The sequence below is a fragment of the Rossellomorea sp. QJM3NY_18 genome (genome assembly GCF_056173145.1).
This window is the reverse complement of the sequence record NZ_CM149659.1, coordinates 1,729,220-1,754,857: the sequence shown is the minus strand read 5'-3', so window position 1 is coordinate 1,754,857 and position 25,638 is coordinate 1,729,220. Positions and strand designations below refer to the sequence as shown.

Sequence of the window (25,638 nt, the reverse complement as noted above, 5' to 3'; positions counted from 1 at the left end):
TTGACTGGATGGAAGTGTATTTATTTTGAACAATGACAAAAAGCAACTCAAAAAACGAGTTACTTTCCCACTTACATCCCCCATGTCTCAGGGTCTTTCCTCCAAAGCTTTAATTGTTCCAACTCACCTTCACTGATGATTTCATTTTGGACTGCTACCTCCAGTAAGCTTGAATAATCGGATAGAGCATAGGATGTGATATTTTGTTCTTCAAGCATCTTTTTCCCTTTATCCAATTCATATGTGAAGATCGCGACCACCCCTAAAACGTCACATCCCGCTTCTCTTAAGGCGTCAACCGCTTTTATGCAGCTGCCTCCCGTGGAGATAAGATCTTCAACGACGACAATCTTTTGTCCTGGTGCCGCGATCCCTTCAATCTGCTTTCCTTTTCCATGGGCTTTAGGCTTTGACCGGACATAACACATAGGAAGATTTAATTTCTCACTCACCCAGGCGGCGTGCGGAATTCCTGCGGTTGCTGTTCCGGCGATGACTTCCGCCTCGGAAAAATACTTTTGGATCAACTCTGATAGTCCCGTAGAAATGCGGTTCCGTACTGAAGGATACGACAGCGTCAGCCGATTATCACAATAAATCGGTGACTTTATTCCGGATGACCATGTAAACGGCTCCGTCGGGTTTAAAAATACGGCTTCGATGTCAAGTAATTTTTTTGCGATTTCATGTTTCATTCTTTGCCCTCCCATTCATGTACGATCCGTTCGTATGCTAAGACCGGATTCACCGCACCTGTAATACTTCTCCCAACGACTATGTAGGAAGAACCCATTCCTTTTGCCATTTGTGGTGTAGTGACCCTTTTTTGATCTGCTAATTGATCTTCTGCTAACCTGATCCCGGGAGTGACCCGTAAAAAGTCATTCCCGCAATGTTCTTTTATCAGACCCGATTCGTGGGGAGAACATACCACTCCATCCAGTCCGGCATCTTTAGCTAGAGTGGCATAATGCAGGACAGACTCATTGATGGTAGTATGGATAAGCTGTTCTTTTTGCATCTGTTCTTCCGTTGTCGAAGTAAGTTGTGTGACGGCGATCAGGTTTGGGCGTTTATGATTGGCAGGAGTTCCCGCATGGAGACCCTCCAGCGCCTTTTCCATCATCATGCTGCCACCTGCAGCATGGACGTTGATCAGTTCCAGGTCGAAGCCAGCAAGTCCTTTCATGGCCCCGTACACTGTATGAGGAATATCATGAAGCTTCAGATCCAGGAAAATCCGATGATTTTTATTTAATATCTTCTCAATGATTGCCGGACCATTTTGAAGGTACAACTCCATACCGACTTTCACATTCAGACTTTCTGAAAATTGATCCAGGAAGGTTGAAGTCATCTCCCATGTCGGGAAATCAAGTGCTATGAACGGTGCTTGATTCATGCTTCCCCCAGCTCCTTCCGGTTAATTGGGATATATGCTCGACTCCGAGCTCCCCAAGTAAAGGCGGTAACTCATTTATGATTCGTTGGCATACGAATGGATCAACGAAATTCGCCGTACCGACTGCAATGGCACTGGCTCCGGCATAGAAGTATTCAATCACATCTTCAGCTGATTGTATTCCACCCATTCCAATAATCGGAAGGTCCACCTGTTGACTCACTTCATAAATCATCCGGATGGCAACCGGTTTGATGGCAGGGCCGGATAATCCCCCGGTTTTGTTCGCAAGAACCGGCCTGCCCGTCTTCATATCCAATCTCATTCCGAGAAGTGTATTGATCATTGTCAGTCCGTCTGCCCCTCCCGCTTCAACAGCCTTAGCCATGTCGACGATATTGGAGACGTTCGGTGATAATTTCACATACAGCGGGACCTGTGATACTTCTTTAACCTTCTCAGTCAATTCCTTAGCCACTTCAGGGATGGTCCCGAAAGCGATTCCTCCCGTTTTGACATTTGGACAGGAGATATTGAGTTCAAGTGCAGTCACGTTTTCAGCGGAAGAAATGACCCTTGCCACTTCCACATATTCTTCCACTTGGGAACCAGCCACGTTTGCAATGATCGGTACATCAAATTGTGAAAGCCATGGAAGTTCATTTTCCATCACACCGCTGAGCCCGGGATTTTGTAACCCGATTGCGTTCAGCATACCCCCGTTTGTTTCAGCAACCCTTGGAGTAGGATTTCCAAAGCGGGCCTCTTCCGTCGTGGCTTTGATCATGATCGCCCCAAGCTCGTTCAAATCATAAAACTGGCTATATTCACGCCCGAAACCAAAGCAGCCCGATGCCGGCATGACCGGGTTCTTTAAAGACAAGCCCGGCAATTTGATTTGTAATGATTTCATAAAAGCACCTCCCCTACTGGAAATACCGGTCCGTCACTGCAAACCTTTACGTAGGTAGACCCTTCCGGATCATCCTGTTTATGGCAAACGCAGGCGAAACAAGCCCCGATTCCGCATCCCATTCGCTCCTCTAATGAGATGAAACCGCGTTTGCCTTTCAATTGCCTTTCAAGAGCTTTCAGCATGGGTGTCGGTCCACAGGAATAAAACACATCAAAGTCCGGCTTCTCTTCAGAGATGACATCTGTTACAAATCCAACACTACCAAGGGAGCCGTCGACAGTGGCAACATATGTGAGCCCAAGTTCCCCGAACTTATCTTCATAAAAGCTGACAGATTCATTTTGAAAACCAAGAATGTGCTTCACTTCCCAACCGTTTTCTACAAGCTTTCTGGAAAGACCGTAGAGGGGAGGCACGCCAATCCCTCCACCTATCAACAGCGCGGTCTTACTTTCGTCTCCCACGGAGAAACCATTACCTAAAGGGCCTAATACGTCGACCCTTTCACTACGATCCACAAGGGAAAGAAGTCGTGTCCCTTTTCCTTCAGCCCGGTAGATAAGGGTCATGGTATGTTGTTCAGGATCGTGGGAGGCGATGGAAATCGGCCTTCTCAGTAAAGGGTCGATTCCCGTCCCTACTTTCACATGAACGAACTGGCCCGGGGCCATTATTTGATCCACCAGATTTCCTTGAAGAACGAGTTCAAAAATATTTTCAGCTATCCGTTCATGAGAAAGCACAATCATCTTTTCGTTAACGATCATTGATAATCCGCCTCTTTCACTTTCGGTAGTGAGTCAAGTGCCTCTGCTGAGAAAGTCATGGATTCAATCACTCTCAGGATGGCTTCTGCAGTGTCCAGTGACGTAAGACAAGGAATTCCGTTTTCGACCGATTCCCTTCGAATTCTGAATCCATCCCGGGCAGGTTGCTTTCCTTTTGTCAATGTATTGATGACAAGCTGTGTTTCACCACTTTGGATGATATCCAATAATGTAGGACCGCTGGAACCGATCTTATCCACTTCACGGACAGTGATACCTGCCTTGTCCAGATGCTCTGCCGTACCCTTCGTTGCGAGGATTTGATAGCCGATATCGATAAAGCGTTTTGCCAGGAGTACTGCTTCATCCTTGTCTTTATCTGCTACAGTCATGAGCACGGAGCCATATTCCTTCATTTGCATTCCTGCAGCAACCATCCCCTTGTAGAGTGCCTTCTCTAAGGTCTGATCTTTCCCCATTACTTCACCTGTAGATTTCATCTCAGGTCCGAGCGTAATGTCCACCCGTCTAAGTTTAGCAAAGGAGAAGACTGGAACTTTGACGTACACACCCTGTTTTTCAGGAACCAGTCCTGATTCATATCCTTGATCTTTCAGGGATATTCCAAGGATAGACTTGGTCGCAATATTCGCCATTGGGACATTTGTGATTTTACTGATGAATGGCACGGTCCGGCTGGAACGAGGGTTCACTTCCAGGACGAATACTTCGCCTTTTGAGATGACATACTGGATGTTCAGTAATCCGATAATGTTCAACCCTTTTGCCAGTCTTGTCGTATAATCGATAATGGTTTGTTTCTGTTCATGTGTAATCTGTTGTGGAGGATACACTGCGATGGAATCCCCCGAATGAACCCCCGCACGTTCGATATGCTCCATAATTCCCGGTATGACCACGTCTGAACCGTCTGAGATGGCATCCACTTCGATTTCCTTGCCGATCAGATAACGGTCGATTAAAACCGGGTGCTGGGGATTGACTTTTACAGCATTTTTCATGTACTGGAGAAGCTCTTCTTCCCTGTATACAATCTCCATGGCCCGTCCTCCGAGGACGTACGAAGGTCTTACCAGAACCGGGTATCCGATGCTTTTTGCTATTTCAAGTGCCCCTTCTACCGAAACTGCTGTTTTGCCTTTAGGTTGAGGGATGCCGAGTTGGTTAAGAGTATGCTCGAATTTATCACGGTTCTCCGCGCGATCGAGATCCTCAAGTGAAGTACCCAGAATCTTGACGCCTCTTTTCACCAGCTCATCTGCCAGGTTGATGGCCGTTTGTCCACCAAACTGGACGACGACTCCCTTTGGCTTTTCAAGATCGATGATGTGCATCACATCTTCCACCGTCAGTGGCTCGAAATATAATTTATCCGAAATACTGAAGTCGGTCGAGACCGTTTCCGGATTGTTATTCACGATGATGGCTTCATAACCCGCTTCTTTAATGGCCCAAACGGAGTGAACGGTTGCATAATCAAACTCCACTCCCTGTCCGATCCTGATCGGTCCAGAACCGAGGACGATGACACTCTCACGTTCTGTGACCCTTGATTCATTCTCGTCTTCATAAGTCCCGTAGAAGTAGGGAGTTTCTGATTCAAACTCTGCTGCACAGGTATCGACCATTTTATATACCGGGATAAGGTCATTTTCTTTTCTCCATGTATACACATCTCTTTCCTTACTTTCCCATAACCTTGCCATGGTGATATCTGAGAAGCCCATGCGCTTCGCTTTTTGTGCAAGCTCAAAGTTGAAGGGGCTCAATGCCAGTTCTTTTTCAAACTCTATGATTCTATTCATTTTATATAAGAAGAAGAGGTCGATTTTGCTCCATTCATGAAGGGTCTCGATTGTCACTCCCCTTCTCAGCGCTTCGCCGATATAGAAGAGGCGTTCATCCCCTGCTTTCCTGATCCTTTTTTCGATCCACTCGTCTGTAAATTGATCCGCGTCACTCAATTCCATGTGATACGTATTGCTTTCAAGGGAGCGGATCGCTTTCAGTAGTGATTCTTCGAAGGTCCGGCCGATCGCCATCACTTCTCCGGTTGCTTTCATTTGGGTACCGAGGTTTCGTTTGGCAGCTTCGAATTTATCAAATGGCCATCTTGGAATCTTCGTCACAACATAATCCAGTGCAGGTTCGAATGATGCATACGTTTTACCCGTAACCGGATTCATCATTTCATCCAATGTCAGGCCGACGGCGATCTTCGCTGCAAGCTTTGCAATCGGGTAACCGGTCGCCTTGGATGCCAGTGCAGATGAACGGCTCACCCTGGGATTCACTTCAATGATGTAATACTGGAAGCTGTCAGGATCGAGTGCCAGCTGAACGTTACAGCCTCCCTCGATTCCCAGCTCACGAATGATACTTAAACTTGTATTCCGGAGCATTTGATATTCGCGGTCACTTAATGTTTGGCTTGGTGCCACCACGATTGAGTCTCCCGTATGGATTCCAACAGGATCTATGTTCTCCATATTACACACCACGATGGCGTTATCGGCTGCGTCCCGCATAACCTCATATTCTACCTCTTTGAAGCCTGCAATACTTTTTTCCAGCAGGCATTGTGTTACAGGGCTGTATTTCAATCCTGAGCTTACAATCTCGACCAATTCGTCTTCGTTGTGACAGATTCCCCCTCCGGTTCCTCCCAATGTGTAGGCTGGACGGACAATGACCGGATATCCGATTTCATTCACAAATTGATAGGCTTCATCCAGGGAATGAATGATTTCACTATCCGGAACCGGTTCTCCCATTTCATTCATCAAGTTCCTGAACAAATCACGATCTTCCGCCTTCTCGATGGCAGAAAGTTTCGTCCCGAGGATTTCTACTCCGCATTCTTCCAAGACCCCTGACTGGGCAAGTTCAACAGCCATGTTCAATCCCGTTTGGCCACCTAATGTAGGCAGCAGCGCATCCGGTCGTTCTTTACGGATGATCCTGCTGACAAATTCAAGTGTCAATGGTTCGATATATACTTTATCTGCCATTTCAGCATCTGTCATGATCGTGGCAGGATTTGAGTTTACAAGGATGACCCTGTAGCCTTCCTCTTTCAATGCGATGCAAGCTTGTGTTCCGGCGTAGTCGAATTCCGCCGCCTGTCCAATGATGATAGGTCCGCTTCCGATAACCAAGATGCTTTTAATGTCTGTACGTTTAGGCATGTTGAAGCTCCTTTCTTTTCTCTTCTTTCATCAATTGTAAGAAATCATCGAATAAGTAGTTTGAATCCTCTGGTCCCGGAGATGCTTCAGGATGATACTGAACCGTAAAGGCAGGAAAGTCCAAATGCTTCAATCCTTCTACTGTTCCATCATTTATAGCTAAATGGGTGACCTGTATTCTTGATCCGGCTAAAGACTTTTCATCCACTGCATAGCCATGGTTCTGTGAAGTCAGTGCGACCTTTCCTGATTTTAAATCTTTGACCGGATGGTTGCCGCCACGATGGCCAAATTTCATTTTGAAAGAGTCCCCTCCACACGCAAGGGCAAATAATTGATGCCCTAGGCAGATACCGAAGAGTGGAATTTCACCAAGCAGTTCTTTGATCGTTTCAATTGCTTCCGGTACATCTTTCGGATCCCCCGGTCCATTCGATAACATGATCCCGTCAGGCTGCAGGCGTCTGATTTCTTCAGCAGAAGTATCATAAGGAACGACGATTACGTCACAATCACGCTTGTTTAATTCCCTTAGAATCCCGTGCTTCATCCCAAAATCCATCAGCACCACACGATACCCTCTTCCAGGGCTTGCGTAGGCCGTCTTCGTGGATACCTGCTTGACTTGATCTGTTCGCAGATCTGTACCATGCAGCTTATCAAGCATTGCCCCTGAATCTATTTCGGCTGCACAAATGATGCCTTTCATGGCTCCATGCTTCCTGATGATCCTGGTTAACTTTCTGGTATCGATACCTGAAATCCCAGGAATTCCTTTTATTTTTAATAATTCATCCAACGTTGATTCATTTCTCCAGTTAGAAGGGAAGTCCGCCACTTCTCTCACAATGAACGCTTTGATGGCAGGGGTAATCGACTCAAAGTCATCCCGGTTGATGCCGTAGTTCCCTACAAGGGGATACGTCATGGTGACAAGCTGGCCACAGTAGGATGGATCTGAAAGTATTTCCTGGTAGCCAGTCATGCTTGTATTGAATACCACTTCACCGATCGTTTCTTCATTCGCTCCGAATCCTTCTCCCACGAAAACCGTTCCATCGTCTAAAATGAGTTGTCTTTTCATTGTTCGTTTCCTCCTTCATTCCATACAAGAGATCCCTGATAAAAAGTTGCTTTCGGCCATCCTTTGCATTCCCATCCTTTAAATGGTGTGTTCTTTCCTTTGGATACAAATCCAGCCGGGTCGATTTCTTTTTGTTCTTGCAAATCAATGAGCGTAAAGTCTGCTTCTCCTCCTACTTCAAGTAGTCCAAACGGAAGATTGAATGCAGAACTTGGTTTGATGGTCATCCAGTCAATAAGCTGTTTCAGTGTAAAGATCCCTTTTTCCACAAAGTTTGTATAGAGCAGCGGAAATGCCGTCTCCAACCCGACGATTCCGAACGGAGCGAGCTGCATCCCTTCCGACTTTTCGGCTTCTGTATGCGGGGCATGGTCGGTGGCGATGAAATCAATCGTTCCGTCCAAGAGCCCCTCTATAAGAGCCTGTCGATCCTCTTTACTCCTAAGAGGCGGATTCATTTTGAAGTTGGGATCAAGCCCTGGGATATCGTCTTCTGAGAGCAGAAGATGATGGGGTGTCACTTCAGCCGTCACGTTGATACCGGCTTTCTTCGCATCCCTGACCACCCTGACAGATTCTTTTGTCGATATATGGCAGACGTGGTAATGGACTCCCGCTGCTTCAGCCAGAAGAACATCCCTAGATATATGTACTGCTTCACAGATGGAAGGAATGCCTGGCAGATTATGCTCTTTGGAGAATGTCCCATCATGGACCGCTCCTCCATAAATCAAGGTATTCTCTTCACAATGGGCGACTATGGAGGCATTGATCCCGGCTGCCATCTTCATGGCTTGATACATCATATCCGCTGATTGTACCCCTACCCCATCGTCTGTGAATGCAAATGCCCCGTTTTCTTTTAATGATGGTAAGTCATTAAGCTTATTCCCGATTTGTCTTTCCGTGATGGCAGCATACGGTAACACGCGAACACCTGCTGTGTCAGAAATTTTCTGATTAAGGGACTGTAGATTTTCCACTGAGTCAGGTACAGGTCTAGTATTGGGCATTGCCGCGATGGTGGTGAAACCGCCTTTTGCTGCTGATTTCGTTCCCGTTTCGATGGTTTCCTTATGTTCTCCGCCCGGTTCCCTTAGATGGACATGGAGATCGACAAAGCCTGGTGAAATCACTAACCCTTCTGCTTGAAATTCCTCGTGATCTTTCCCTTTCAGCTCTGAACCGATCTCGATGATTTTCTTTTCTTCCACCTTTACATCCACCGTCTCCAGATCACCATTCTTTGTTACAATTCGTGCATTACGGATTAACCAATTCATTTCAAATTCCCCCTGGTCAGTTGATTTCGAGTGCTCTTTTTAAAACGGCCATTCTCACGTATACTCCATTTTCCATCTGATTAAAGATTCTTGATTGCTTACATTCAACCAACGAGTCGGCTATTTCCACCCCTCGATTGACAGGTGCGGGATGGAGGATGATACCGGATGATTTCATCCTGTCTTTCCTGGATTCTGTCAATCCGAAGCTTTCATGGTATTCCTCTTTCGTCAGGGTCGATGTACTCTCGTGACGTTCATGCTGGATACGGAGAAGCATGATGACATCAGAATCGGTTATGCATTCATCTATAGGCAGATAGTTCGTTCGGTCTGTTGATGGGAACCATTCCTTTGGTCCTGAAAAAATGACTTCTGCACCTAGTTTCGTCAAGGCTTCCGCATTAGACCTGGCAACCCTGCTATGGGCTATATCTCCGATGATGGATACCTTTAGTCCTTCGAATCGGCCAAATTCCTGACGGATGGTCATCAGGTCCAACAGACATTGAGTGGGATGATTTCCACACCCATCCCCTCCATTGATCACACTCATATTGAGAGGGGCCAGTTGATCAAAATAGCGTTCAATGGAATGACGGATGACGACCGTATCGACTCCTATGCTCTCTAATGTTTTCACCGTATCATACAAGCTTTCACCTTTTTGGATGCTTGACGTCTGGGCTTCGAAGGGGATGACTTCAAGACCAAGTTTTCTTTCCGCCATTTCAAAGCTGCATTTTGTACGTGTACTTGCTTCGAAGAAAAGATTGGCAGCGAATTTCTTTGTCCCACACTCCCAGGTTTCCCCTTTTTGAAAACGTTCCGCCTGATCCAGTATTTGAATGATTTCTTCTTTTGGTAAGTCATTCATCGTCAACAAGTTCTTCATCATGAGACAACCCTTTCCTCTCTTCTCTTTCAAAAAAAACACCCTGTCTTCTTCCCGACAGGGTGTTTTTGAACGTATCAACTGTGACAGTGCGGAAAAATCCCGCATGTCTTGTTCAAATTCACCCTTCTTAGACTCTCTGGACCATGTTAAAAGGTGTTTCTATTTATGCAACGTCATGCTTAGCTTTTTCTTCTTCGAATAAATTGTTCTTCCCTTCGCTTTCTTCCCGGCCCGGCAGGACAAGGTTCAAAAACACCCCAACGATCGCCGCAAGGGCCATTCCCGATAGAGAAACCTGCTCGTTGACCTTTACGAATGCCCCTCCTACTCCGATTACAAGGATGACACTCGAGATGACTAGATTACGCTTGTTTCCTAAATCTACTTTGTTATCGATTAACATACGGAGTCCACTTGAAGCGATGATTCCGAACAGCAGGATGGATACCCCACCCATGACCGCTGATGGAATCGAGCCGATCAAGGCTGTTATCTTGCCGACAAATCCGAACATGATGGCAAGTACCGCCGCCCCGCCGATGACAAAGACGCTGAACACCCGTGTAATGGCAAGCACTCCGATGTTTTCTCCATACGTTGTATTTGGCGGTCCACCCAGGAAGGAGGCGATCACAGTCGCTACCCCGTCCCCCAGGATGGAGCGGTGAAGACCCGGCTTTTCAATGAAATTTCGTCCTACGACTTTACTTAATACCATCTGGTCCCCTGTATGTTCTGCCAGGGTCACCAGTGCAACCGGGACCATGATGGATACGATCTCCCAAGAGAAGCTAGGTGTGTAGTCTACAAATGGGACAAAGAAGTCCGGCATCTGGAAGAAGGGAGCATCGATTACCTGTTGAAAATCCACCAGCCCTGCAAAAACCGCGATGACATATCCTCCGATGATACCAGCGAGAATCGGGACCATCCCGAGAAATCCTTTGAAGTAAATCGAACAAATGACCGTGATTCCCAATGTGGCAAGCGCCACCATGAAGTGCGTGTTACTGTAAACCAATTGTTCTGCTCCAGGATTTTCATACATGGCCATATTGACGGCGGTTCCGGCAAGACCTAATCCAATCACCATGATAACGGGCCCTACCACAATCGGAGGGAGAATCCTGATCAGCCATTTCAATCCAAGCTTTGATATGAGCAGCGCAACGATTCCGTATACAATTCCTGCGAGAAAGCTTCCCATCATGGCAGCCTCCGGCCCTCCCAGGCTCTTGGCAGCCAGGATCGGTGCGATGAAAGCGAATGACGACCCCAGGTAAGCAGGGATCCTCCCCTTCGTGATCAGGAGATAGGCAAGTGTTCCGAGTCCGCTTGAAATTAAAGCAACCCCCGGGCTTAACCCCACCAGGAATGGAACCAGCACTGTTGCACCGAACATGGCGAATAAATGTTGTATGCTAAATGTAATCCATTTTCCTATATTAGGTACTTCTTCTACGTCTAAAACGACTTGTTGATTTTGATTCATGTTTGTTTTCTCCTCCAATACCCATTTTTACCCATTAAAAAACCCTCTTTGTAAAGAGGGCACAAAGAGGGTACAAGAAGGCCTGATTCTACCTTCATTCCCATCCTTTGTCAGCCTCTCTGGACCGCTATTAAAAGGACTTCCATTATTCTTTTTCGTGTATGGCAACGATGTCTTCCTGATCGACTTCTGATAATGCGACCATGATTTTTTCAGAGCTTGATGTCGGAATATTCTTCCCGACGAAGTCTGCCCGTATCGGTAATTCCCTATGTCCACGGTCGACCAGTACAGCCAGTTGAATCTGACTTGGCCTGCCGAGATCCATTAAGGCATCCAATCCCGCCCGGACCGTTCTTCCGGTGAATAAGACATCATCCACCAAAATGACTTTCTTGTTTGTAATATCAACCGGAAGGTCAGAACCCTTCACTTCCGGTTCGTGATCCTCTGTCTTCGTCGTTAAATCATCACGGTATAGGGTGATGTCTATTTCTCCGACCGGAATTTCTTCCCCTTCAATCGCATGGATCCGCTCGGCTAATCGATTGGCGATATAAATGCCCCTTGTTTTGATTCCAACAAGGACGCAATCTTCAATTCCTTTGTTTCGTTCGATGATTTCATGGGCGATCCGTGTGAGCGCTCTTCGAATGGCGGGTTGATCCAGTACCGTTGCTTTCTTTGTCATATTCGCCACCTCGTTTTAATTATTATTTAAATAAAAAATCCCTCTCACCGTAGAGATGAGAGGGCACACTTATCGTTATGATCGTATTGCACGCCAAAGAATTTTGGTCGTACACTGCTCCTTCTCAGCCTCACGGGACCGTATTAAAGGTTACTTATTCAATTAATATCATCATAAAGGTCTGGTCGAAATTTGTCAACGGTTATTTTCAAGATGCTTAACCAATTTCGAAAATTCTTCGGGTAACTCCGCATGAAACTCCATATACTCTTCGGTTCTTGGATGAACAAACCCAAGCACTCCGGCATGAAGGGCCTGTCCTTCAATGCTCAACGTCTTTCGCGGGCCATATTTCGGATCACCCGCCAGCGGAAAGCCGATATATTTCATATGGACACGGATTTGATGGGTTCTTCCTGTCTCTAATTCACATTCAACGAGTGTGAAATCTTTATACCGGTCCAACACTTTGAAATGCGTGACCGCTTGTTTGCCATTATCCACGACAGCCATACTTTGGCGGTCTTTAGGATCCCTGCCGATCGGGGCATCGATCGTCCCGTATTCGTGGGGGATCAGGCCATGTACGATGGCTGTATATTTTCTTGTAACGGACTTTGCCACCAGCTGATTTACCAGATGCTCGTGTGCCATGTCATTTTTCGCTACCATCAGCAATCCCGATGTATCCTTATCAATACGGTGGACAATCCCTGGTCGCAAAACGCCATTGATGCCTGACAGGTCCTTACAGTGATGCATCAATCCGTTCACCATTGTTCCTGAATAATGCCCCGGTGCGGGGTGGACGACCATCCCTTTCGGCTTATTTACGACGATGACATCCCCGTCTTCATAGGCGATATCAAGGTTAAGGTCTTCCGGTTCTACATCTAATTCTTCCGGTTCCGGAATCGATACAGTGATGACTGCATTCAACGGACACTTAAAGTTAGGCTTGACCGCTTCTTCATTTACTTTAATATGACCTTCTTTAATCCATTGTTGAACCTGGGAACGGGACCAATCCTTATTCAATTGACTTACGACCTTATCGATTCGTTCTCCCTGGCTTTCCTCAAGTATGTTGTGCTGAATTACTTCCATTTTTGTTCTCCTTCTTTGCTTTTCGTTCGTCTAAATACATATAAATCAGTAACAGTGCTACTCCAATGGTTAATGCTGCATCGGCAATATTAAAAATCGGGAAATCATAGGAAAAGATGTATGTATTTAAGAAATCGACCACTTCTTTTCTGAAGACACGGTCAATAAAGTTTCCAATTGCTCCGCCTAGCATGAAAGCAAGACTCAGACTAAACAATGAATGCCCTTTTGCATGGACTTGCATATAATACACGATACCTACAATCACTATTAATGTAATAATGTAAAAAAACCACATTTGTCCTTGGAGTATTCCCCATGCTGCACCTTGATTCCGATGAGAAGTAAGATAAAAGACATTATCTATGATCGAAATGCTTTCTCCCTCGGTCATTCTTCTTACAACCAACCATTTTGTTAATTGATCCAGTCCAATAACAACCAAAGCCACTAAATAATAATACACAAAGGCAACCTCCGAACATCTTTAAATGATTACCTTTGCATTTTAGCATAAAAGGGGAAATAAAGACACTTAAACTGGAGAAGAACGAAGGAAACGCGAGTGAAATCTAAGAATATGATGAAATCTTCCCAAACCTTCTCCATTCGAATGCATCTTCGATTGTCGTACAGGTTGGGTTCATCAACATGTAATCAAATGGGATCTCTTGCCCACTCAATTCACAATATCCGTATTGATTATCCCGGACACGACTCAGTGCCTGTTTTACCTCGGTGATTTCTTCATTTATATACTGCTGGATTAAAGGATGTTGAGATTGACTTGCTTCAAGCTCTTTCAAGGATTGTTTCAGCTCTTCTACAATGGATGTGTATCGGTCATATGTCATCTTGATCCCTCCATTTATAGTATGGGGGAAATGACCCTGAATATTGTGTTGCAAGATATAGCAATTATGGAATTAGAAACACTTTAGTCAAAAAAGGGACCTGCCAAATGACAGGTCACCTCTACATATTTACACTAAGCCAAATGAGAATAACTTTCTTTCACAACAGCTGCACAGCGTGTGCAAAGTGTTGGATGATCTTTATCCTCTCCTACTGTTGTTGTAACAATCCAACAGCGGTCACATGTTTCACCTTCAGCTTTTTCGACGACGATGTTGTTTTCACCCAGGCTTAACGCATGCTCCGGAGCTTCGTTCACCGCTCCGCCGATTTCAAAGGCTGATACGATGAACAGCTGTTTTAAGTCCTCTTTGATGGAATCGAGTAAGCCTTTCGTTTCATCATTTACAAATAGGGTCACTTTAGCCGTTAATGACTTACCGATCACCTTCTGATTACGGGCTTCCTCAAGTGCTTTTAGAACATCATCCCTTAATTCTAAGAATGTGTTCCATTTTCCCTTCAATTCATCCGCATTTGCGAGTTGTTGTACTTCAGGCATATCGGTTAGCTGAACACTTTCGCCCTCTGCACCCGGGATATATGCCCAAACCTCATCTGCTGTATGGGAAAGGATTGGGGACATCAGTTTTGTAAGGGCAACCAGGCTTTCATACAATACCGTCTGAATCGCTCTGCGCTCATAATGATTTTCTGACTCGATATATAGAACATCCTTTGCAAAATCCAGGTAGAATGAACTTAAATCCAATGTACAGAAGTTATTGACCGCATGATAGATGCTTGCGAATTCATATTTATCGTACGAATTTTTCACATTCTTCACAAGATCATTCAGCTTCACGAGCATAAATTGATCTACTTCTCTTAATCCATCAAAGGATACCGCATCTGTTTCAGGGTTAAAGTCAGAAAGGTTCCCTAATAAGAAACGATAGGTGTTACGGATCTTCCGATAGACTTCAGCCACCTGCTTCAAGATTGGATCAGAAACCCGAACATCTGCCTGATAATCAACAGACGCTACCCAAAGACGAAGGATATCGGCTCCAAGCTGTTTCATTACCTTTTCGGGGACAACGACGTTCCCTAATGATTTACTCATCTTTCTTCCGTCTCCATCAAGAGCGAATCCGTGACTTAACACGCCTTTGTATGGAGCTTTACCCGTTACGGCTACACCTGTCGTCAATGATGAGTTGAACCAACCGCGATACTGGTCGGATCCTTCCAAATAAAGATCTGCAGGTCGCTGCAAGTCATCTCTTTCCTCAAGAACAGCCTGATGGGAAGATCCTGAATCGAACCATACGTCCATGATGTCCTGTTCTTTCGTGAATTTTCCATTCGGACTAGCTTCGTGAGTAAATCCTTCAGGTAAAAGGTCTTTTGCTTCTTTCTCAAACCAAATGTTTGATCCATGATCACGGAAAAGCTTAGACACATGATCGATCGTCTCATCTGTAATGATCTCCTGACCATTTTCAGCATAGAATACTGGGATCGGCACTCCCCATGCACGCTGACGGGAAATACACCAGTCTCCACGGTCTCTGACCATATTGTATAGACGTGTTTCTCCCCATGCAGGAACCCATTTCGTATCATTTACCGCTTGAAGTAATTCTTTGCGGAATTTATCTATGGATGCAAACCATTGTGCCGTCGCTCTAAAAATAACCGGCTTTTTCGTGCGCCAGTCATGTGGGTAAGAGTGAGTGATGAAGTTTAATTTCAGTAATGCCCCAGCTTCCTGAAGCTTTTCTGTGATTGGTTTATTTGCCTTATCATAGAATAAACCTTCAAATCCGGGAGCTTCTGAAGTCATAACCCCTTTATCATCCACCGGACATAAAACATCCAGTCCGTATTTCTTCCCTACAAGGAAGTCATCCTCCCCGTGCCCTGGAGCTGTATGGACACAGCCAGTACCTGAATCAGTCGTAACATGCTCACCAAGGACTACAAGGGAGTCACGATCGTACAGGGGATGTTTAGCCACGATATGTTCGAGTTCTGCTCCTTTGACCTTATTAACTACAGAAGGGTTTTCCCATTCAAGATTCTCTGCGACATCTTCAAGCAAATCTTCGGCTACGACATAGTTGTTTTCCTTCACATTTACTACAACATAGTTCAAGTCTGCATGTACGGCAATCCCAAGGTTCGCAGGAATTGTCCAAGGTGTCGTCGTCCAGATTACGAGTTGGGTTCCTTCTTCAAGGACACCCTTACCCTCTGTAACGGCAAACCCGACATAAATGGATGGGGAACGCTTATCCTGATACTCGATTTCTGCTTCTGCAAGGGCTGATTCACTTGATGGTGACCAATAGACCGGCTTTTTCCCTTTATAGATATAACCTTTTTTCGCCATATCACCGAAAACTTTGATTTGCTGTGCTTCATATTCAGGTTTTAATGTGATGTACGGGTTTTCCCAATCGCCACGTACACCTAATTGCTTAAATTGCTTACGTTGATTATCCACTTGCTCATAAGCATATTCTTCACATAATTTACGGAACTCCGCGATTGTCATTTCTTTACGCTTCACGCCTTTATTCGTTAACGCCTGCTCAATCGGCAAACCGTGAGTGTCCCAACCTGGAACATAAGGGGCATGATAACCGCTCATGGATTTATAGCGTACGATAAAGTCTTTCAGGATCTTATTCAATGCGTGACCCATATGGATATTCCCATTGGCATATGGAGGCCCATCGTGAAGGACGAATAAAGGACGATCACTCGTTCTTTCCTGTACCTTATGATAGATGTCCATCTCTTCCCACTTTTTCTGTGTATCCGGTTCTCGCTTAGGTAAGTTCCCTCTCATCGGGAATTCCGTTTTCGGCATCAGTAATGTATCTTTATATTCCATGAAATCATCCTCCTAATCGTTTCTCTTAATTGCCATCATTTCTATATCCTTTACTTCTTAATCAGGCAGGGTGAACTTTCCTTTTTTTAAAAATAAAAAAAGCTTTCTCATCCCTGAATAGGGACGAGAAAGCCTTTCCCGCGGTACCACCCTCATAAAGACCGAAAAGAGTCTTCACTTGTTGATTCGTAACGTGAATAAATCGCCACTCATTACTCTTCGGGGAGGAATTTCATGAGCAGGGCTCGAGGGTGATCTTCCGCGCTTCTTTCCTTGTCGGGCTCACACCGTCCCCGACTCGCTAGAAAGGATTCATTATTAGTACGTACTGTCCCTGTCTTAGCTTATTAATACAATTAAGATTGTTGTTCAATTATATGAAAGTATTGCTCTTTTCGTCAAGACAATGTCTCTTCTTCTTTTAAAGTTTTTAAATCCGTTGCGTCCAAATCAAATTCCATTAACTGATCCCAGTCATTTGTATCGAGAAGATCTAGCTGCGCTTCGATCAACATTTTGAAACGAGTACGGAACACCTTCGACTGTTTCTTGAGTTCTTCTATCTCAATGGCAATCTTACGGGCTTTGGACAGTGATTCATTAACGATGCGATCGGCATTCTTCTCGGCTTCCTTAATGATCAGCTTTGATTCTTTCATTGCATTCCGCTTGACTTCTTCCCCTGCTTCTTGAGCAATGACGATTGACTTGTTTAACGTTTCCTCGATGCTTGTAAAATGACCTAAACGTTCATTCAATGAGTTTAAACGTTCTTCTGTTTCTTTCTTCTCACGGATCAGAATTTCGTAATCTTTAATAATCTGATCTAAAAATTCGTTAACCTCATCCTCATCATAACCGCGAAAGCCACGACTAAATTCTTTATTATGTATGTCTAATGGCGTTAAAGGCATGGGAGCCACCTCCAGTACTTGGTGAATTACATATTTATTATAACTAAAATTTCGACAGTATGTGGGAGAATTCCTTTATTTTTCTTAAATTATTTCAGAATTCCCACAGAGATTCGCCATTTATCCCGTTTTGTTCTTCCTTCAATGGACAGTAACTTACTTCTTCCGTACCCTCTGGCGGAGAGAACATCGGAAGTTTCGACTTCAAAAGAGGGGTTTTCAACCGCTTTCCAATTTACTTTGACTTGCCCGCTTTTGATCAAGGTTTGAGCCTTTTGGCGGGAATCATTATAGATAGCTGCAATTACGACGTCCAGCCTCAAAGAACTGACGGTCGTCATTTTTTCCTGCCATTCTTCCTGCCTTTCCATTCGTTCTTCCAGCGGAATGTCGTTTAAGGAAATCTTTGCTTTCCCTATTTGGGTCAGTTCCATAAGGACATAATCCGAAATTTCATCTGCAAGCATCAGCTGAATGGTATCCTCCCCGGTCAGGATATCCCCGAACTTATCCCTTTTCAACCCAAGTGACATCAAGGTCCCTAATACCTGTCTATGTTCTATTGTAACAAACTTCGAAGCATACTGTATTTCAAATAACCTTATTCCAAAATCTTCTTCCCCTGGCTGAAAATAAGGGGGATACAATAAAGCTCGTTTCCTTTCCGAGTTTTCAGGATAAAAAGATAGGATGATTTCATCGTTATGACCAATGATAGACTCGACAATATGCTGCTGTCTCGGGTCCAAAAAGTCCGTTCTTTTCGCTGTATATTGATCTTCCACTGTCTGCTTCCACTCAAGTACAGCATCTACGAACTCCTTTTCATCCGGCCTGAAATGTTGATAGATCGAAGACATACTTTCACCCCCTATGTGGTTTACCCAAAATAAAAGGACCGAAACTGTTTGACCGGTTTCAGTCCTTTTTAGGCATCTATCCTTATCATAGTACCGATTAAATAAGCCATCTAAATATTTGGTACAACCCGGATTGGGCCAGATTCAGCACAATGAATGCCACAATCGGTGAAATATCAATCATTCCGATCGATGGGACAAAACGTCTGAATGGTTCTAAATACGGTTCGCATATCCTTGCAAGGAACTGTCCGATCGACGTCTCTTTGGCATTCGGGAACCAGGACATTAAAATATAAATGATTAACGCCCAGGAGTATATTTGAATTAGTTTAGACAAAATTTCATAAAGCATTACCATAATTTACATTACCACCTCGAGTCTGATAAATCTTCCTCTTTTAAGAACTCAGAAATATTTCCGCTCACTTCAACATTGTCAGGTGTGCACAGAAAAATATTATCGCCTACACGTTGAATGTCGCCACCGATTGCATACACCGTCCCGCTGAGAAAGTCGACAATACGCTTCGCCTGATCATGTTGTATCCTCTGCAGGTTTACAAGGACTGAGCGCCGATTCTTTAGATGGTCTGCAATTTCCTGAGCCTCTGCATATACTCTAGGTTCTACAAGAATCATCTTAGAAGATTTCTGGACACTCTGAAGGCTCACAACATTTTGTTTTGAATTTGAAAGCTGTGACTTCATGGGCTTTTTCTCCTCGTATTCTTCTTCATACTTCTCTTCTTCGTATTCGTATTCATCTTCGTCCAGCAAAAAGAACGTTTTAAACTTTGACTTAATACCCATTTGTATTCATCCCCTCTCAGTCATTTCCAACTAATGCAGTTCCAATACGAATAAATGTGGCACCCTCTTCAATTGCTATCACATAATCGTTGCTCATTCCCATGGATAATTCCGTACATGGGGCATATGGAAGATTAAGTGAACGGGTTTCTTCCTGAATGGTTTTCAGCTGCCTGAAACAAGTCCTTAAGAAAGCTTCATCATCCGTATGGGGTGCCATCGTCATCAATCCTACGACTTTAATATTGGATAAGTCTTTTAAACTGCCGACAAATTCCTTCACTTCATCAGGAGAAATTCCATGTTTGGATCCTTCTCCGGAAACATTCACTTGAACGAAACAAGACACAGGCTCATCCGCTCTTTTATGAATTTCTTTCGCTAATGACAGACGATCCAGGGAGTGTATGTATGATACTTTATCAATGATGTTTTTAACCTTTCTTGATTGCAGGGAACCAATGAAATGCCATCGGGCCTTGTCCCGTAAAACATCCCACTTGGAGATAAGCCCCTCATCCCGGTTTTCCCCTAAGTGAAAAAGTCCTGCTTCAACTGCCTCTTCCGCGCGGTCGATGGATACGTATTTCGTGACCGCGACAACATTTACGTCTTCTGTCCTTCTTCCACTGCGTTCACAGGCACGTTGGATGTTTTCATTGATGTGTTGGATATTTTCAGATACCTTCATCTTATTTCTCCTTCCAGCCAATAAAACTCATTATTCTTCCCGTTTCTCCACCATCTCTTCTATAAGAGAAAAATTCATCGTGACAGGACGAACAAAAACTGGAAGTATGAATTTGATCAGAGTGTAAGCCGGACTGAATCAAGAGCTGTTGATTTAACTTCTTCAGATCAAGATTGTACTGTCCCTCTTCCTTTAAATTATAGGGTAAGTTGTTTTCATCTTCTAGTGTTTTTTTCACTTTATCAATCACATAATCATCCACAATATAGCAATCTTTACATATGGAAGGTCCTATAACCACTTCTAATGAAGATATGGAGGAACTTCTCCCGACAAACTTACCGACCATTTTCGGCCCTATTTCAAGGACCGTCCCCTTCCATCCGGCATGTGCCAGACCGATTGTGCCAGTCGCCCTGTCGAGGAAATAAAGAGGGACACAATCTGCATAACACATCGTTAACAGGAGGTTCCTTTCCCCTGTCAAGAATCCGTCGGTATCTTTAATGCTGTTATGATAGTTCTCTGCACCTTTCCCTCTGTCTTCAGAGTTCACAAAAGAGATATTCTTCCCATGTGTCTGTTCAGCAGCCACAAAGCTGTCAAAAGGCATATTCAGGCTGGATGCCAAAAGTTTGCGGTTATGAATGACTGATGCTTCCTTATCTCCTACATGAAGGCCCATATTGAATGAATGAAAAGGTCCTTCACTTATTCCGCCACGATTTGTGGTTATGCCCGCGACCAGTTCCGGGTTTTCTTTCGTCCATTTTCCAATGGAGTAATATGAGTTTGTCTCTGTTATAAAAGGCTCTTTCGACACGGTGAATCTCCCTCGTTTTTTATTTAGTGTACCATAGTCCATTGAGATTCGTCATGTGTCGGGGGATTGTTTCGGTTCCTGAAGCTGTCCTTGAATGTAATGGTTGTCTTTATATCTGACCAGAATCACGTCTTCCCCTATCTTTACGATACTGCTCCATGGGATCACGATATCTTCTTCCTTGCCAAAAAAACCTAATATTTTCCCTCCGCTCCCGATCACAATTGCCTCGATTCTTCCAGTATCCAGATTGATCTCAATGTCACCGATATTCCCCAATTTCCGCCCGTCTGAAATACTGACAACATCCTTCACCTGGAATTCTGATATTCGCACCATACTTCTTCACCCTCTTTTCATGTTGATTTCTGATCGGTTCATCATTTTAAATGCATATAGGCATACTCTTTACCTTTTAAAAGTGGATATTATCATTGTATGCAGCATAGAAAAAAGGCAGACCTTCCCGAGGGAAATCTGCCTTTTTTCTATGCTTGTCGGGGCTGAACGAGCCGCCTCCACTTTTCTCTGTCCAGCTACAGGGCTTAGAGGCTCGAGGTCATAAGTCAAACCATCCAAAAAGGCAAAGTACGCCTTTCCGGATGGTTCGCCTTATGCTTGTCGCCTCTGGGCAAAGCCCTTCCGCTTTTCGTTTGTCCAGCTGCGGCGGCTAGCCCCTCGAGGTCACAACTGAAAAATCCCATAAGGCAAAGGGCGCCTTTTGGGATTTTCCTGTTGTGCTTGTCGGGGCTGATCGAGCCGCCTCCGCTTTTCGTTTCTTATTGAATATTTTTGTTCATTTGTTTGATTGCTGCTTTTTCTAGTCGTGATACTTGTGCTTGGGAGATTCCGATTTCTTCTGCGACTTCCATTTGGGTTTTTCCTTGAAAGAAGCGTTTGCTGATAATGAGTTTCTCACGATCATTCAATCGTCTCATTCCTTCTTGAAGGGCAATTTCTTCGATCCAGTGGAAATCGCGGTTCTTTTCGTCGCTCAGTTGATCCATAACGAATATTGGGTCTCCTCCATCATTATAGATGGGTTCAAACAGCGAAACGGGATCTTGTATGGCATCCAGTGCAAATACGATTTCTTCGTGAGATACATCAAGAACTTTGGCAATTTCTTCTGCAGTCGGCTCCTTGGATGTCTCCCCCATTAATTTCTCCCTTACTTGCAGAGCTTTGTACGCAATATCCCGTAGTGAACGGGACACCCTTATCGGGTTATTGTCTCTCAAATATCGACGGATTTCCCCAATGATCATCGGAACCGCGTATGTAGAGAATCGAACGTTTTGACCCAAATCAAAATTATCGATGGATTTCATTAATCCGATACACCCTACTTGAAATAAATCATCAACATACTCACCACGGTTATTAAAGCGTTGAATTACACTTAAGACGAGGCGTAAATTTCCGTTGACCAGTTTTTCTCTCGCGGTGATATCACCCGCTTGCATTTCCTTGAATAAAATTCTCATTTCATCATTTTTGAGCACTGGCAATTTGGACGTATCCACACCACAAATCTCGACTTTATTACGTGTCATTCTTTCCCCTCCTTGTAGGAGCTGCTGTACAAAATTCAGTATTTCCTTGAAGAGGAAAAATATGCATTTCATTCTGACATAGAGGGGCGGGAAAGGTCCAAATCCCTTACAATACCTGATTCAAAAAGCTAAAATTTTTTTTAATTCCTGGCCACATTAAAAAGCTGACCTTTTCAATTGAAAAAGTCAGCTTTTTAATGTCATACCATTTTATTGAATTCCTTCTTCAATCGTTTGATAATCCTTTTTTCCAATCGGGAAATATAGGACTGTGAAATCCCAAGCATATCAGCTACGTCTTTCTGGGTTTTTTCCTCTTCCCCCATCAATCCAAAGCGAAGCTCCATAATTTGTTTCTCACGGTCAGTTAGCTGATGAAGGGCATTAAAGAGTAATTTTTTATCCACTGTTGCCTCAAGATCTTTTGTAATGATGTCTTCATCCGTCCCGAGAACATCCGATAACAGCAATTCATTTCCATCCCAATCGATATTAAGGGGTTCGTCAAATGAGACTTCCGAGCGAATTTTGTTGTTTCTTCTTAAGTACATAAGAATTTCGTTCTCTATACACCTTGAAGCATAGGTCGCCAACTTGATTTTTTTCTCGGGATTGAAGGTATTGACTGCTTTAATAAGGCCGATGGTGCCGATACTGATCAAATCTTCTATATTGATGCCTGTGTTTTCAAACTTCCGGGCTATATATACTACCAGTCGTAAATTACGTTCTATCAATAAGGATCGTGCTGCCTTGTCACCTTTAGGCAATTTGTTGAGCAGGACTTCTTCCTCTTCCTTTGTCAACGGTGGAGGGAGGGCTTCACTACCACCTATGTAGTAAATTTCATCTGTCTTCAGACCCAGCTTGATTAACAGTTTGTACCAATAATACAAAAATTTGAATTTGAATTTTTTCATTGTTGCTCCCCCTTCTATTTCTTTAAATTGTGAGTATAGTAGTAATAATTGATTCACGAAACGTTAAGCACCGGTTTTCTTGAAGCCATTTTCGGATGGACGATCGCCCCGAAACTCCCATCTGCCGATAAGGGTTCTTCTCTAAAGGCGACTAACCCATTTGGTATGGTCCATTCCGCTTCATGATCACTGAGTACTAATGAATCAGGCTTTATCGCGGCTAGAAGCTGACTGTTTCTTCCTACCGATTGTGCTGGAACGATACGCATTCTGTCAGACCAGCGGGTATCGATCTCTTTCCCACCCGAAAAAATTTCATCCACATCATGGCAAAGTGCCTTCATTTCATCGGGAATCTCACCCTCGATTTCAGCAATGGATAGAATCATGACCGGACTTTTTGAAATGGGATCCTGAAGTTGATTCCCACTGTCCACAAGACCGCTTACAGTACAATGGAAATCACCAATCTGAATGCTGACTTTCAGGAGCTGATCATATTGGAGCTTCACATGCTCGATACTATCCATTCTCCCTTTCGAAAAGTACCAGGCAAGAGGCAGGGCGAGCATCACAAATACCCAGCTTATCGGGTCACCAAATCCGCGAATGCTTGCAAGCAGCATGGATGATTCCCTGCTTGGATCGAAGCTGATAAAATAATGAGCCCCAATTAATATTCCACCCATAAAAAAGGTGACGAAATAAAACATAAGAAGATTTGATATATAATAGCGCAATCTTCTATAGCCAAAAGCTGAATACACCATGACGACGGAGAATAATAACTTGACTAAGGGGTTTCCTGCAAAGTAAGCAAATGGTGAAAAAGCGAGGAGAATAATGACAGAGCCTATCAGACTTCCGATACCTATTCTCCAGAGGGCGTATTGTCTCTTTAAAATGATTCCTGTTAACCATAATAAGAAAAAGTCTACTAACAGATTTAACAACCAAATGACATCCAAATATAAAGTCAATCTCTCCCCTCCTTTTAACACCTCACAATTCGATTCCGTTAAAGACCGGAATGACTTATGAGAAGTATATCGTACATCCTTTTTAAAGGTTGTCATTTTTTGTATGCTCCCACGGAAAAGTTTTCGGAGATATGAACGAAAAATGTCATTAAATATGGATGCCATAAACACCACCAAAATATAGTTTTTCGGAATGCATTTTTAGTCCAGGGAAAAGAAAATCCTATAAAAATAAGAATCCCCCAAGGCATGAAGCCTTGGGGGATTCTCATTTTTATTCCATTATTAACGACGACGGTTTCTATTGCGAAGGAAGGTTGGAATGTCCAAAGTTTCTTCCGCACCTTGATTTGAAGATGTTCTCACAGGCTCTTGCTGTTGAGGCTGCTCTTCACGTTTAGGCTGTTCCCGTTTCACCGATTGGCTTGGGTTGGTACTTGGATTTGGTTTCATCCCACCGAACGTTGGTCGGGTCTGTTTCGGAGGTTGAATGACCTCTTCATTGAACCCGGTTGCAATGACGGTAACGACGATATCATCTTTTAATTCTTCGTTGATGACAGAACCGAAGATCATATTTACTTCTTGATCTGATGCAGAAGCTACAATATCAGCAGCTTCCTGAACTTCGTAAAGGCTTAATGAAGTCCCACCAGTGATGTTCATCAGGACGCCCTGAGCTCCATCGATGGATGTCTCAAGCAAAGGACTTGAAACTGCCTTTTTCGCTGCTTCAGTTGCACGGTTCTCTCCAGATGCTGCACCGATGCCCATTAGGGCTGAACCTTTGTTAGACATGATCGTCTTAACATCTGCAAAGTCCAGGTTGATCAGACCAGGTGTAGCGATAAGATCCGATATACCTTGTACACCTTGACGCAGGACATTATCGGCTTCACGGAAAGCTTCAAGCATCGGAGTACTCTTATCTACGATTTCCAGAAGGCGATCGTTTGGAATGACAATAAGGGTGTCCACGCCTTCTTTCATAGCTGCGATGCCACCGCTTGCCTGATTTGAACGCTTTCTGCCTTCAAATGTAAACGGGCGCGTCACGACACCTACCGTCAATGCGCCGATTTCGCGGGCAATTTGAGCAATGACCGGAGCTGCACCAGTACCGGTTCCTCCACCCATTCCGGCAGTGACAAAGACCATATCTGCTCCTCTAAGTGCCTCTTCAATCTGTTCTTTACTCTCTTCAGCGGCTTTTTTACCTACTTCAGGATTCGCACCTGCTCCTAATCCCCTGGTTAATTTGCCACCGATTTGCATCTTTATCTCAGCTTTTGATAGATTCAAAGCCTGTGCATCCGTGTTGACTGCGATAAATTCAACACCTTGTACGCCGTGCTCGATCATGCGGTTTACGGCGTTGTTTCCTCCGCCACCGACACCAATAACTTTTATTGTCGCTAATGAATCTAAATTTGTATCAAACTCCAACATGACAAATCCTCCTAACTCGTCGA

General features: G+C 44.2%; 25 protein-coding genes and 1 other annotated feature. All 25 genes read right to left on the bottom strand.

Annotation, left to right across the window (positions count from 1 at the left end; all coding sequences use genetic code 11):
* Positions 1-71: 71 nt before the first annotated feature.
* Positions 72-695, bottom strand: coding sequence for an orotate phosphoribosyltransferase (pyrE, locus tag AC0VXY_RS09010; protein WP_475527570.1), 624 nt, complete (start codon positions 693-695; stop codon positions 72-74).
* Positions 692-1,402 carry an orotidine-5'-phosphate decarboxylase gene (gene pyrF, locus AC0VXY_RS09005; protein WP_435991429.1) on the bottom strand — a complete coding sequence of 237 codons (711 nt, stop codon included), beginning with the start codon at positions 1,400-1,402 and terminating at the stop codon, positions 692-694. Before pyrF ends, pyrE begins: the two co-directional genes overlap by 4 nt.
* On the bottom strand, positions 1,374-2,315 hold the full coding sequence (locus AC0VXY_RS09000) for a dihydroorotate dehydrogenase (RefSeq protein ID WP_475527569.1): 942 nt from the start codon (positions 2,313-2,315) through the stop codon (positions 1,374-1,376). Before AC0VXY_RS09000 ends, pyrF begins: the two co-directional genes overlap by 29 nt.
* Complete coding sequence (locus AC0VXY_RS08995; RefSeq protein WP_475527568.1) at positions 2,312-3,085, bottom strand: dihydroorotate dehydrogenase electron transfer subunit; 774 nt, start codon at positions 3,083-3,085, stop codon at positions 2,312-2,314. The genes AC0VXY_RS09000 and AC0VXY_RS08995 overlap by 4 nt, the downstream gene beginning before the upstream one ends.
* Positions 3,082-6,294, bottom strand: coding sequence for a carbamoyl-phosphate synthase large subunit (gene carB, locus AC0VXY_RS08990; protein WP_475527567.1), 3,213 nt, complete (start codon positions 6,292-6,294; stop codon positions 3,082-3,084). The genes AC0VXY_RS08995 and carB overlap by 4 nt, the downstream gene beginning before the upstream one ends.
* Positions 6,287-7,378, bottom strand: a complete 1,092-nt coding sequence (locus AC0VXY_RS08985) for a carbamoyl phosphate synthase small subunit (RefSeq protein WP_435991437.1) — start codon at positions 7,376-7,378, stop codon at positions 6,287-6,289. The genes carB and AC0VXY_RS08985 overlap by 8 nt, the downstream gene beginning before the upstream one ends.
* Positions 7,375-8,661, bottom strand: a complete 1,287-nt coding sequence (locus tag AC0VXY_RS08980; RefSeq protein WP_475527566.1) for a dihydroorotase — start codon at positions 8,659-8,661, stop codon at positions 7,375-7,377. The genes AC0VXY_RS08985 and AC0VXY_RS08980 overlap by 4 nt, the downstream gene beginning before the upstream one ends.
* Positions 8,662-8,677: 16 nt before the next feature.
* Positions 8,678-9,556, bottom strand: coding sequence for an aspartate carbamoyltransferase catalytic subunit (locus AC0VXY_RS08975; protein WP_475527842.1), 879 nt, complete (start codon positions 9,554-9,556; stop codon positions 8,678-8,680).
* Between the two features lie 166 nt (positions 9,557-9,722).
* The gene (locus AC0VXY_RS08970; RefSeq protein ID WP_435991441.1) at positions 9,723-11,051 is read right to left on the bottom strand and encodes a solute carrier family 23 protein; all 1,329 of its coding nucleotides are present in this window, start codon (positions 11,049-11,051) and stop codon (positions 9,723-9,725) included.
* Positions 11,052-11,196: 145 nt separating this feature from the next.
* Positions 11,197-11,742, bottom strand: a complete 546-nt coding sequence (gene pyrR, locus AC0VXY_RS08965; protein WP_336199115.1) for a bifunctional pyr operon transcriptional regulator/uracil phosphoribosyltransferase PyrR — start codon at positions 11,740-11,742, stop codon at positions 11,197-11,199.
* A 195-nt stretch (positions 11,743-11,937) separates the two neighbouring features.
* Positions 11,938-12,849, bottom strand: coding sequence for an RluA family pseudouridine synthase (locus AC0VXY_RS08960; protein WP_435991444.1), 912 nt, complete (start codon positions 12,847-12,849; stop codon positions 11,938-11,940).
* Positions 12,821-13,315, bottom strand: coding sequence for a signal peptidase II (gene lspA / locus AC0VXY_RS08955; protein WP_435991446.1), 495 nt, complete (start codon positions 13,313-13,315; stop codon positions 12,821-12,823). Before lspA ends, AC0VXY_RS08960 begins: the two co-directional genes overlap by 29 nt.
* Positions 13,316-13,421: 106 nt before the next feature.
* On the bottom strand, positions 13,422-13,703 hold the full coding sequence (locus tag AC0VXY_RS08950; RefSeq protein ID WP_435991448.1) for a hypothetical protein: 282 nt from the start codon (positions 13,701-13,703) through the stop codon (positions 13,422-13,424).
* 134 nt (positions 13,704-13,837) lie between these two features.
* Entirely contained in the window at positions 13,838-16,609 is a 2,772-nt protein-coding gene (gene ileS / locus AC0VXY_RS08945) for an isoleucine--tRNA ligase (protein WP_475527565.1), read from the bottom strand.
* A gap of 116 nt (positions 16,610-16,725) precedes the next feature.
* Positions 16,726-16,959: a binding site (T-box leader), on the bottom strand.
* 48 nt (positions 16,960-17,007) lie between these two features.
* Positions 17,008-17,523 carry a DivIVA domain-containing protein gene (locus AC0VXY_RS08940; protein ID WP_034755815.1) on the bottom strand — a complete coding sequence of 172 codons (516 nt, stop codon included), beginning with the start codon at positions 17,521-17,523 and terminating at the stop codon, positions 17,008-17,010.
* Between the two features lie 89 nt (positions 17,524-17,612).
* A complete protein-coding gene (locus tag AC0VXY_RS08935; RefSeq protein WP_435991452.1) occupies positions 17,613-18,383 on the bottom strand; it encodes a YlmH family RNA-binding protein in 771 nt (256 codons plus the stop codon).
* A 97-nt stretch (positions 18,384-18,480) separates the two neighbouring features.
* Positions 18,481-18,744, bottom strand: a complete 264-nt coding sequence (locus AC0VXY_RS08930) for a YggT family protein (protein ID WP_435991454.1) — start codon at positions 18,742-18,744, stop codon at positions 18,481-18,483.
* 8 nt (positions 18,745-18,752) lie between these two features.
* On the bottom strand, positions 18,753-19,196 hold the full coding sequence (locus AC0VXY_RS08925; RefSeq protein ID WP_060669857.1) for a cell division protein SepF: 444 nt from the start codon (positions 19,194-19,196) through the stop codon (positions 18,753-18,755).
* Between the two features lie 16 nt (positions 19,197-19,212).
* A complete protein-coding gene (locus AC0VXY_RS08920; protein ID WP_475527564.1) occupies positions 19,213-19,887 on the bottom strand; it encodes a YggS family pyridoxal phosphate-dependent enzyme in 675 nt (224 codons plus the stop codon).
* Position 19,888: 1 nt separating this feature from the next.
* Positions 19,889-20,710, bottom strand: coding sequence for a peptidoglycan editing factor PgeF (gene pgeF, locus AC0VXY_RS08915; RefSeq protein WP_475527563.1), 822 nt, complete (start codon positions 20,708-20,710; stop codon positions 19,889-19,891).
* Positions 20,711-20,761: 51 nt separating this feature from the next.
* Positions 20,762-21,049 (bottom strand): YlmC/YmxH family sporulation protein, encoded by a 288-nt coding sequence (locus tag AC0VXY_RS08910; RefSeq protein ID WP_060669862.1) that lies wholly within the window; start codon positions 21,047-21,049, stop codon positions 20,762-20,764.
* A gap of 440 nt (positions 21,050-21,489) precedes the next feature.
* Positions 21,490-22,338, bottom strand: coding sequence for an RNA polymerase sporulation sigma factor SigG (gene sigG, locus AC0VXY_RS08905; protein ID WP_435991461.1), 849 nt, complete (start codon positions 22,336-22,338; stop codon positions 21,490-21,492).
* Between the two features lie 128 nt (positions 22,339-22,466).
* Positions 22,467-23,186, bottom strand: a complete 720-nt coding sequence (gene sigE / locus AC0VXY_RS08900) for an RNA polymerase sporulation sigma factor SigE (RefSeq protein WP_079531515.1) — start codon at positions 23,184-23,186, stop codon at positions 22,467-22,469.
* Positions 23,187-23,239: 53 nt separating this feature from the next.
* Positions 23,240-24,166 (bottom strand): sigma-E processing peptidase SpoIIGA, encoded by a 927-nt coding sequence (spoIIGA, locus tag AC0VXY_RS08895; protein ID WP_475527562.1) that lies wholly within the window; start codon positions 24,164-24,166, stop codon positions 23,240-23,242.
* A gap of 285 nt (positions 24,167-24,451) precedes the next feature.
* Positions 24,452-25,615 (bottom strand): cell division protein FtsZ, encoded by a 1,164-nt coding sequence (gene ftsZ / locus AC0VXY_RS08890; RefSeq protein WP_435991465.1) that lies wholly within the window; start codon positions 25,613-25,615, stop codon positions 24,452-24,454.
* Positions 25,616-25,638 lie beyond the last annotated feature (23 nt).

Bases quoted from the DNA above. Each gene is read 5' to 3' on its own strand.
- AC0VXY_RS08975 (WP_475527842.1), bottom strand. From the start codon at position 9,556: ATGAAGAACTTGTTGACGATGAATGACTTACCAAAAGAAGAAATCATT.
- AC0VXY_RS08940 (WP_034755815.1), bottom strand. From the start codon at position 17,523: ATGCCTTTAACGCCATTAGACATACATAATAAAGAATTTAGTCGTGGC.
- AC0VXY_RS08920 (WP_475527564.1), bottom strand. From the start codon at position 19,887: ATGAAGGTATCTGAAAATATCCAACACATCAATGAAAACATCCAACGT.
- AC0VXY_RS08950 (WP_435991448.1), bottom strand. From the start codon at position 13,703: ATGACATATGACCGATACACATCCATTGTAGAAGAGCTGAAACAATCC.
- AC0VXY_RS08985 (WP_435991437.1), bottom strand. From the start codon at position 7,378: ATGAAAAGACAACTCATTTTAGACGATGGAACGGTTTTCGTGGGAGAA.
- pyrE (WP_475527570.1), bottom strand. From the start codon at position 695: ATGAAACATGAAATCGCAAAAAAATTACTTGACATCGAAGCCGTATTT.
- AC0VXY_RS08910 (WP_060669862.1), bottom strand. From the start codon at position 21,049: ATGGTGCGAATATCAGAATTCCAGGTGAAGGATGTTGTCAGTATTTCA.
- AC0VXY_RS08970 (WP_435991441.1), bottom strand. From the start codon at position 11,051: ATGAATCAAAATCAACAAGTCGTTTTAGACGTAGAAGAAGTACCTAAT.
- ileS (WP_475527565.1), bottom strand. From the start codon at position 16,609: ATGGAATATAAAGATACATTACTGATGCCGAAAACGGAATTCCCGATG.
- pyrR (WP_336199115.1), bottom strand. From the start codon at position 11,742: ATGACAAAGAAAGCAACGGTACTGGATCAACCCGCCATTCGAAGAGCG.
- AC0VXY_RS08925 (WP_060669857.1), bottom strand. From the start codon at position 19,196: ATGGGTATTAAGTCAAAGTTTAAAACGTTCTTTTTGCTGGACGAAGAT.
- AC0VXY_RS08980 (WP_475527566.1), bottom strand. From the start codon at position 8,661: ATGAATTGGTTAATCCGTAATGCACGAATTGTAACAAAGAATGGTGAT.
- pyrF (WP_435991429.1), bottom strand. From the start codon at position 1,402: ATGAATCAAGCACCGTTCATAGCACTTGATTTCCCGACATGGGAGATG.
- AC0VXY_RS08930 (WP_435991454.1), bottom strand. From the start codon at position 18,744: ATGGTAATGCTTTATGAAATTTTGTCTAAACTAATTCAAATATACTCC.
- ftsZ (WP_435991465.1), bottom strand. From the start codon at position 25,615: ATGTTGGAGTTTGATACAAATTTAGATTCATTAGCGACAATAAAAGTT.
- AC0VXY_RS08995 (WP_475527568.1), bottom strand. From the start codon at position 3,085: ATGATCGTTAACGAAAAGATGATTGTGCTTTCTCATGAACGGATAGCT.
- AC0VXY_RS08960 (WP_435991444.1), bottom strand. From the start codon at position 12,849: ATGGAAGTAATTCAGCACAACATACTTGAGGAAAGCCAGGGAGAACGA.
- sigE (WP_079531515.1), bottom strand. From the start codon at position 23,186: ATGAAAAAATTCAAATTCAAATTTTTGTATTATTGGTACAAACTGTTA.
- sigG (WP_435991461.1), bottom strand. From the start codon at position 22,338: ATGAAATGCATATTTTTCCTCTTCAAGGAAATACTGAATTTTGTACAG.
- carB (WP_475527567.1), bottom strand. From the start codon at position 6,294: ATGCCTAAACGTACAGACATTAAAAGCATCTTGGTTATCGGAAGCGGA.
- AC0VXY_RS09000 (WP_475527569.1), bottom strand. From the start codon at position 2,315: ATGAAATCATTACAAATCAAATTGCCGGGCTTGTCTTTAAAGAACCCG.
- AC0VXY_RS08935 (WP_435991452.1), bottom strand. From the start codon at position 18,383: ATGTCTTCGATCTATCAACATTTCAGGCCGGATGAAAAGGAGTTCGTA.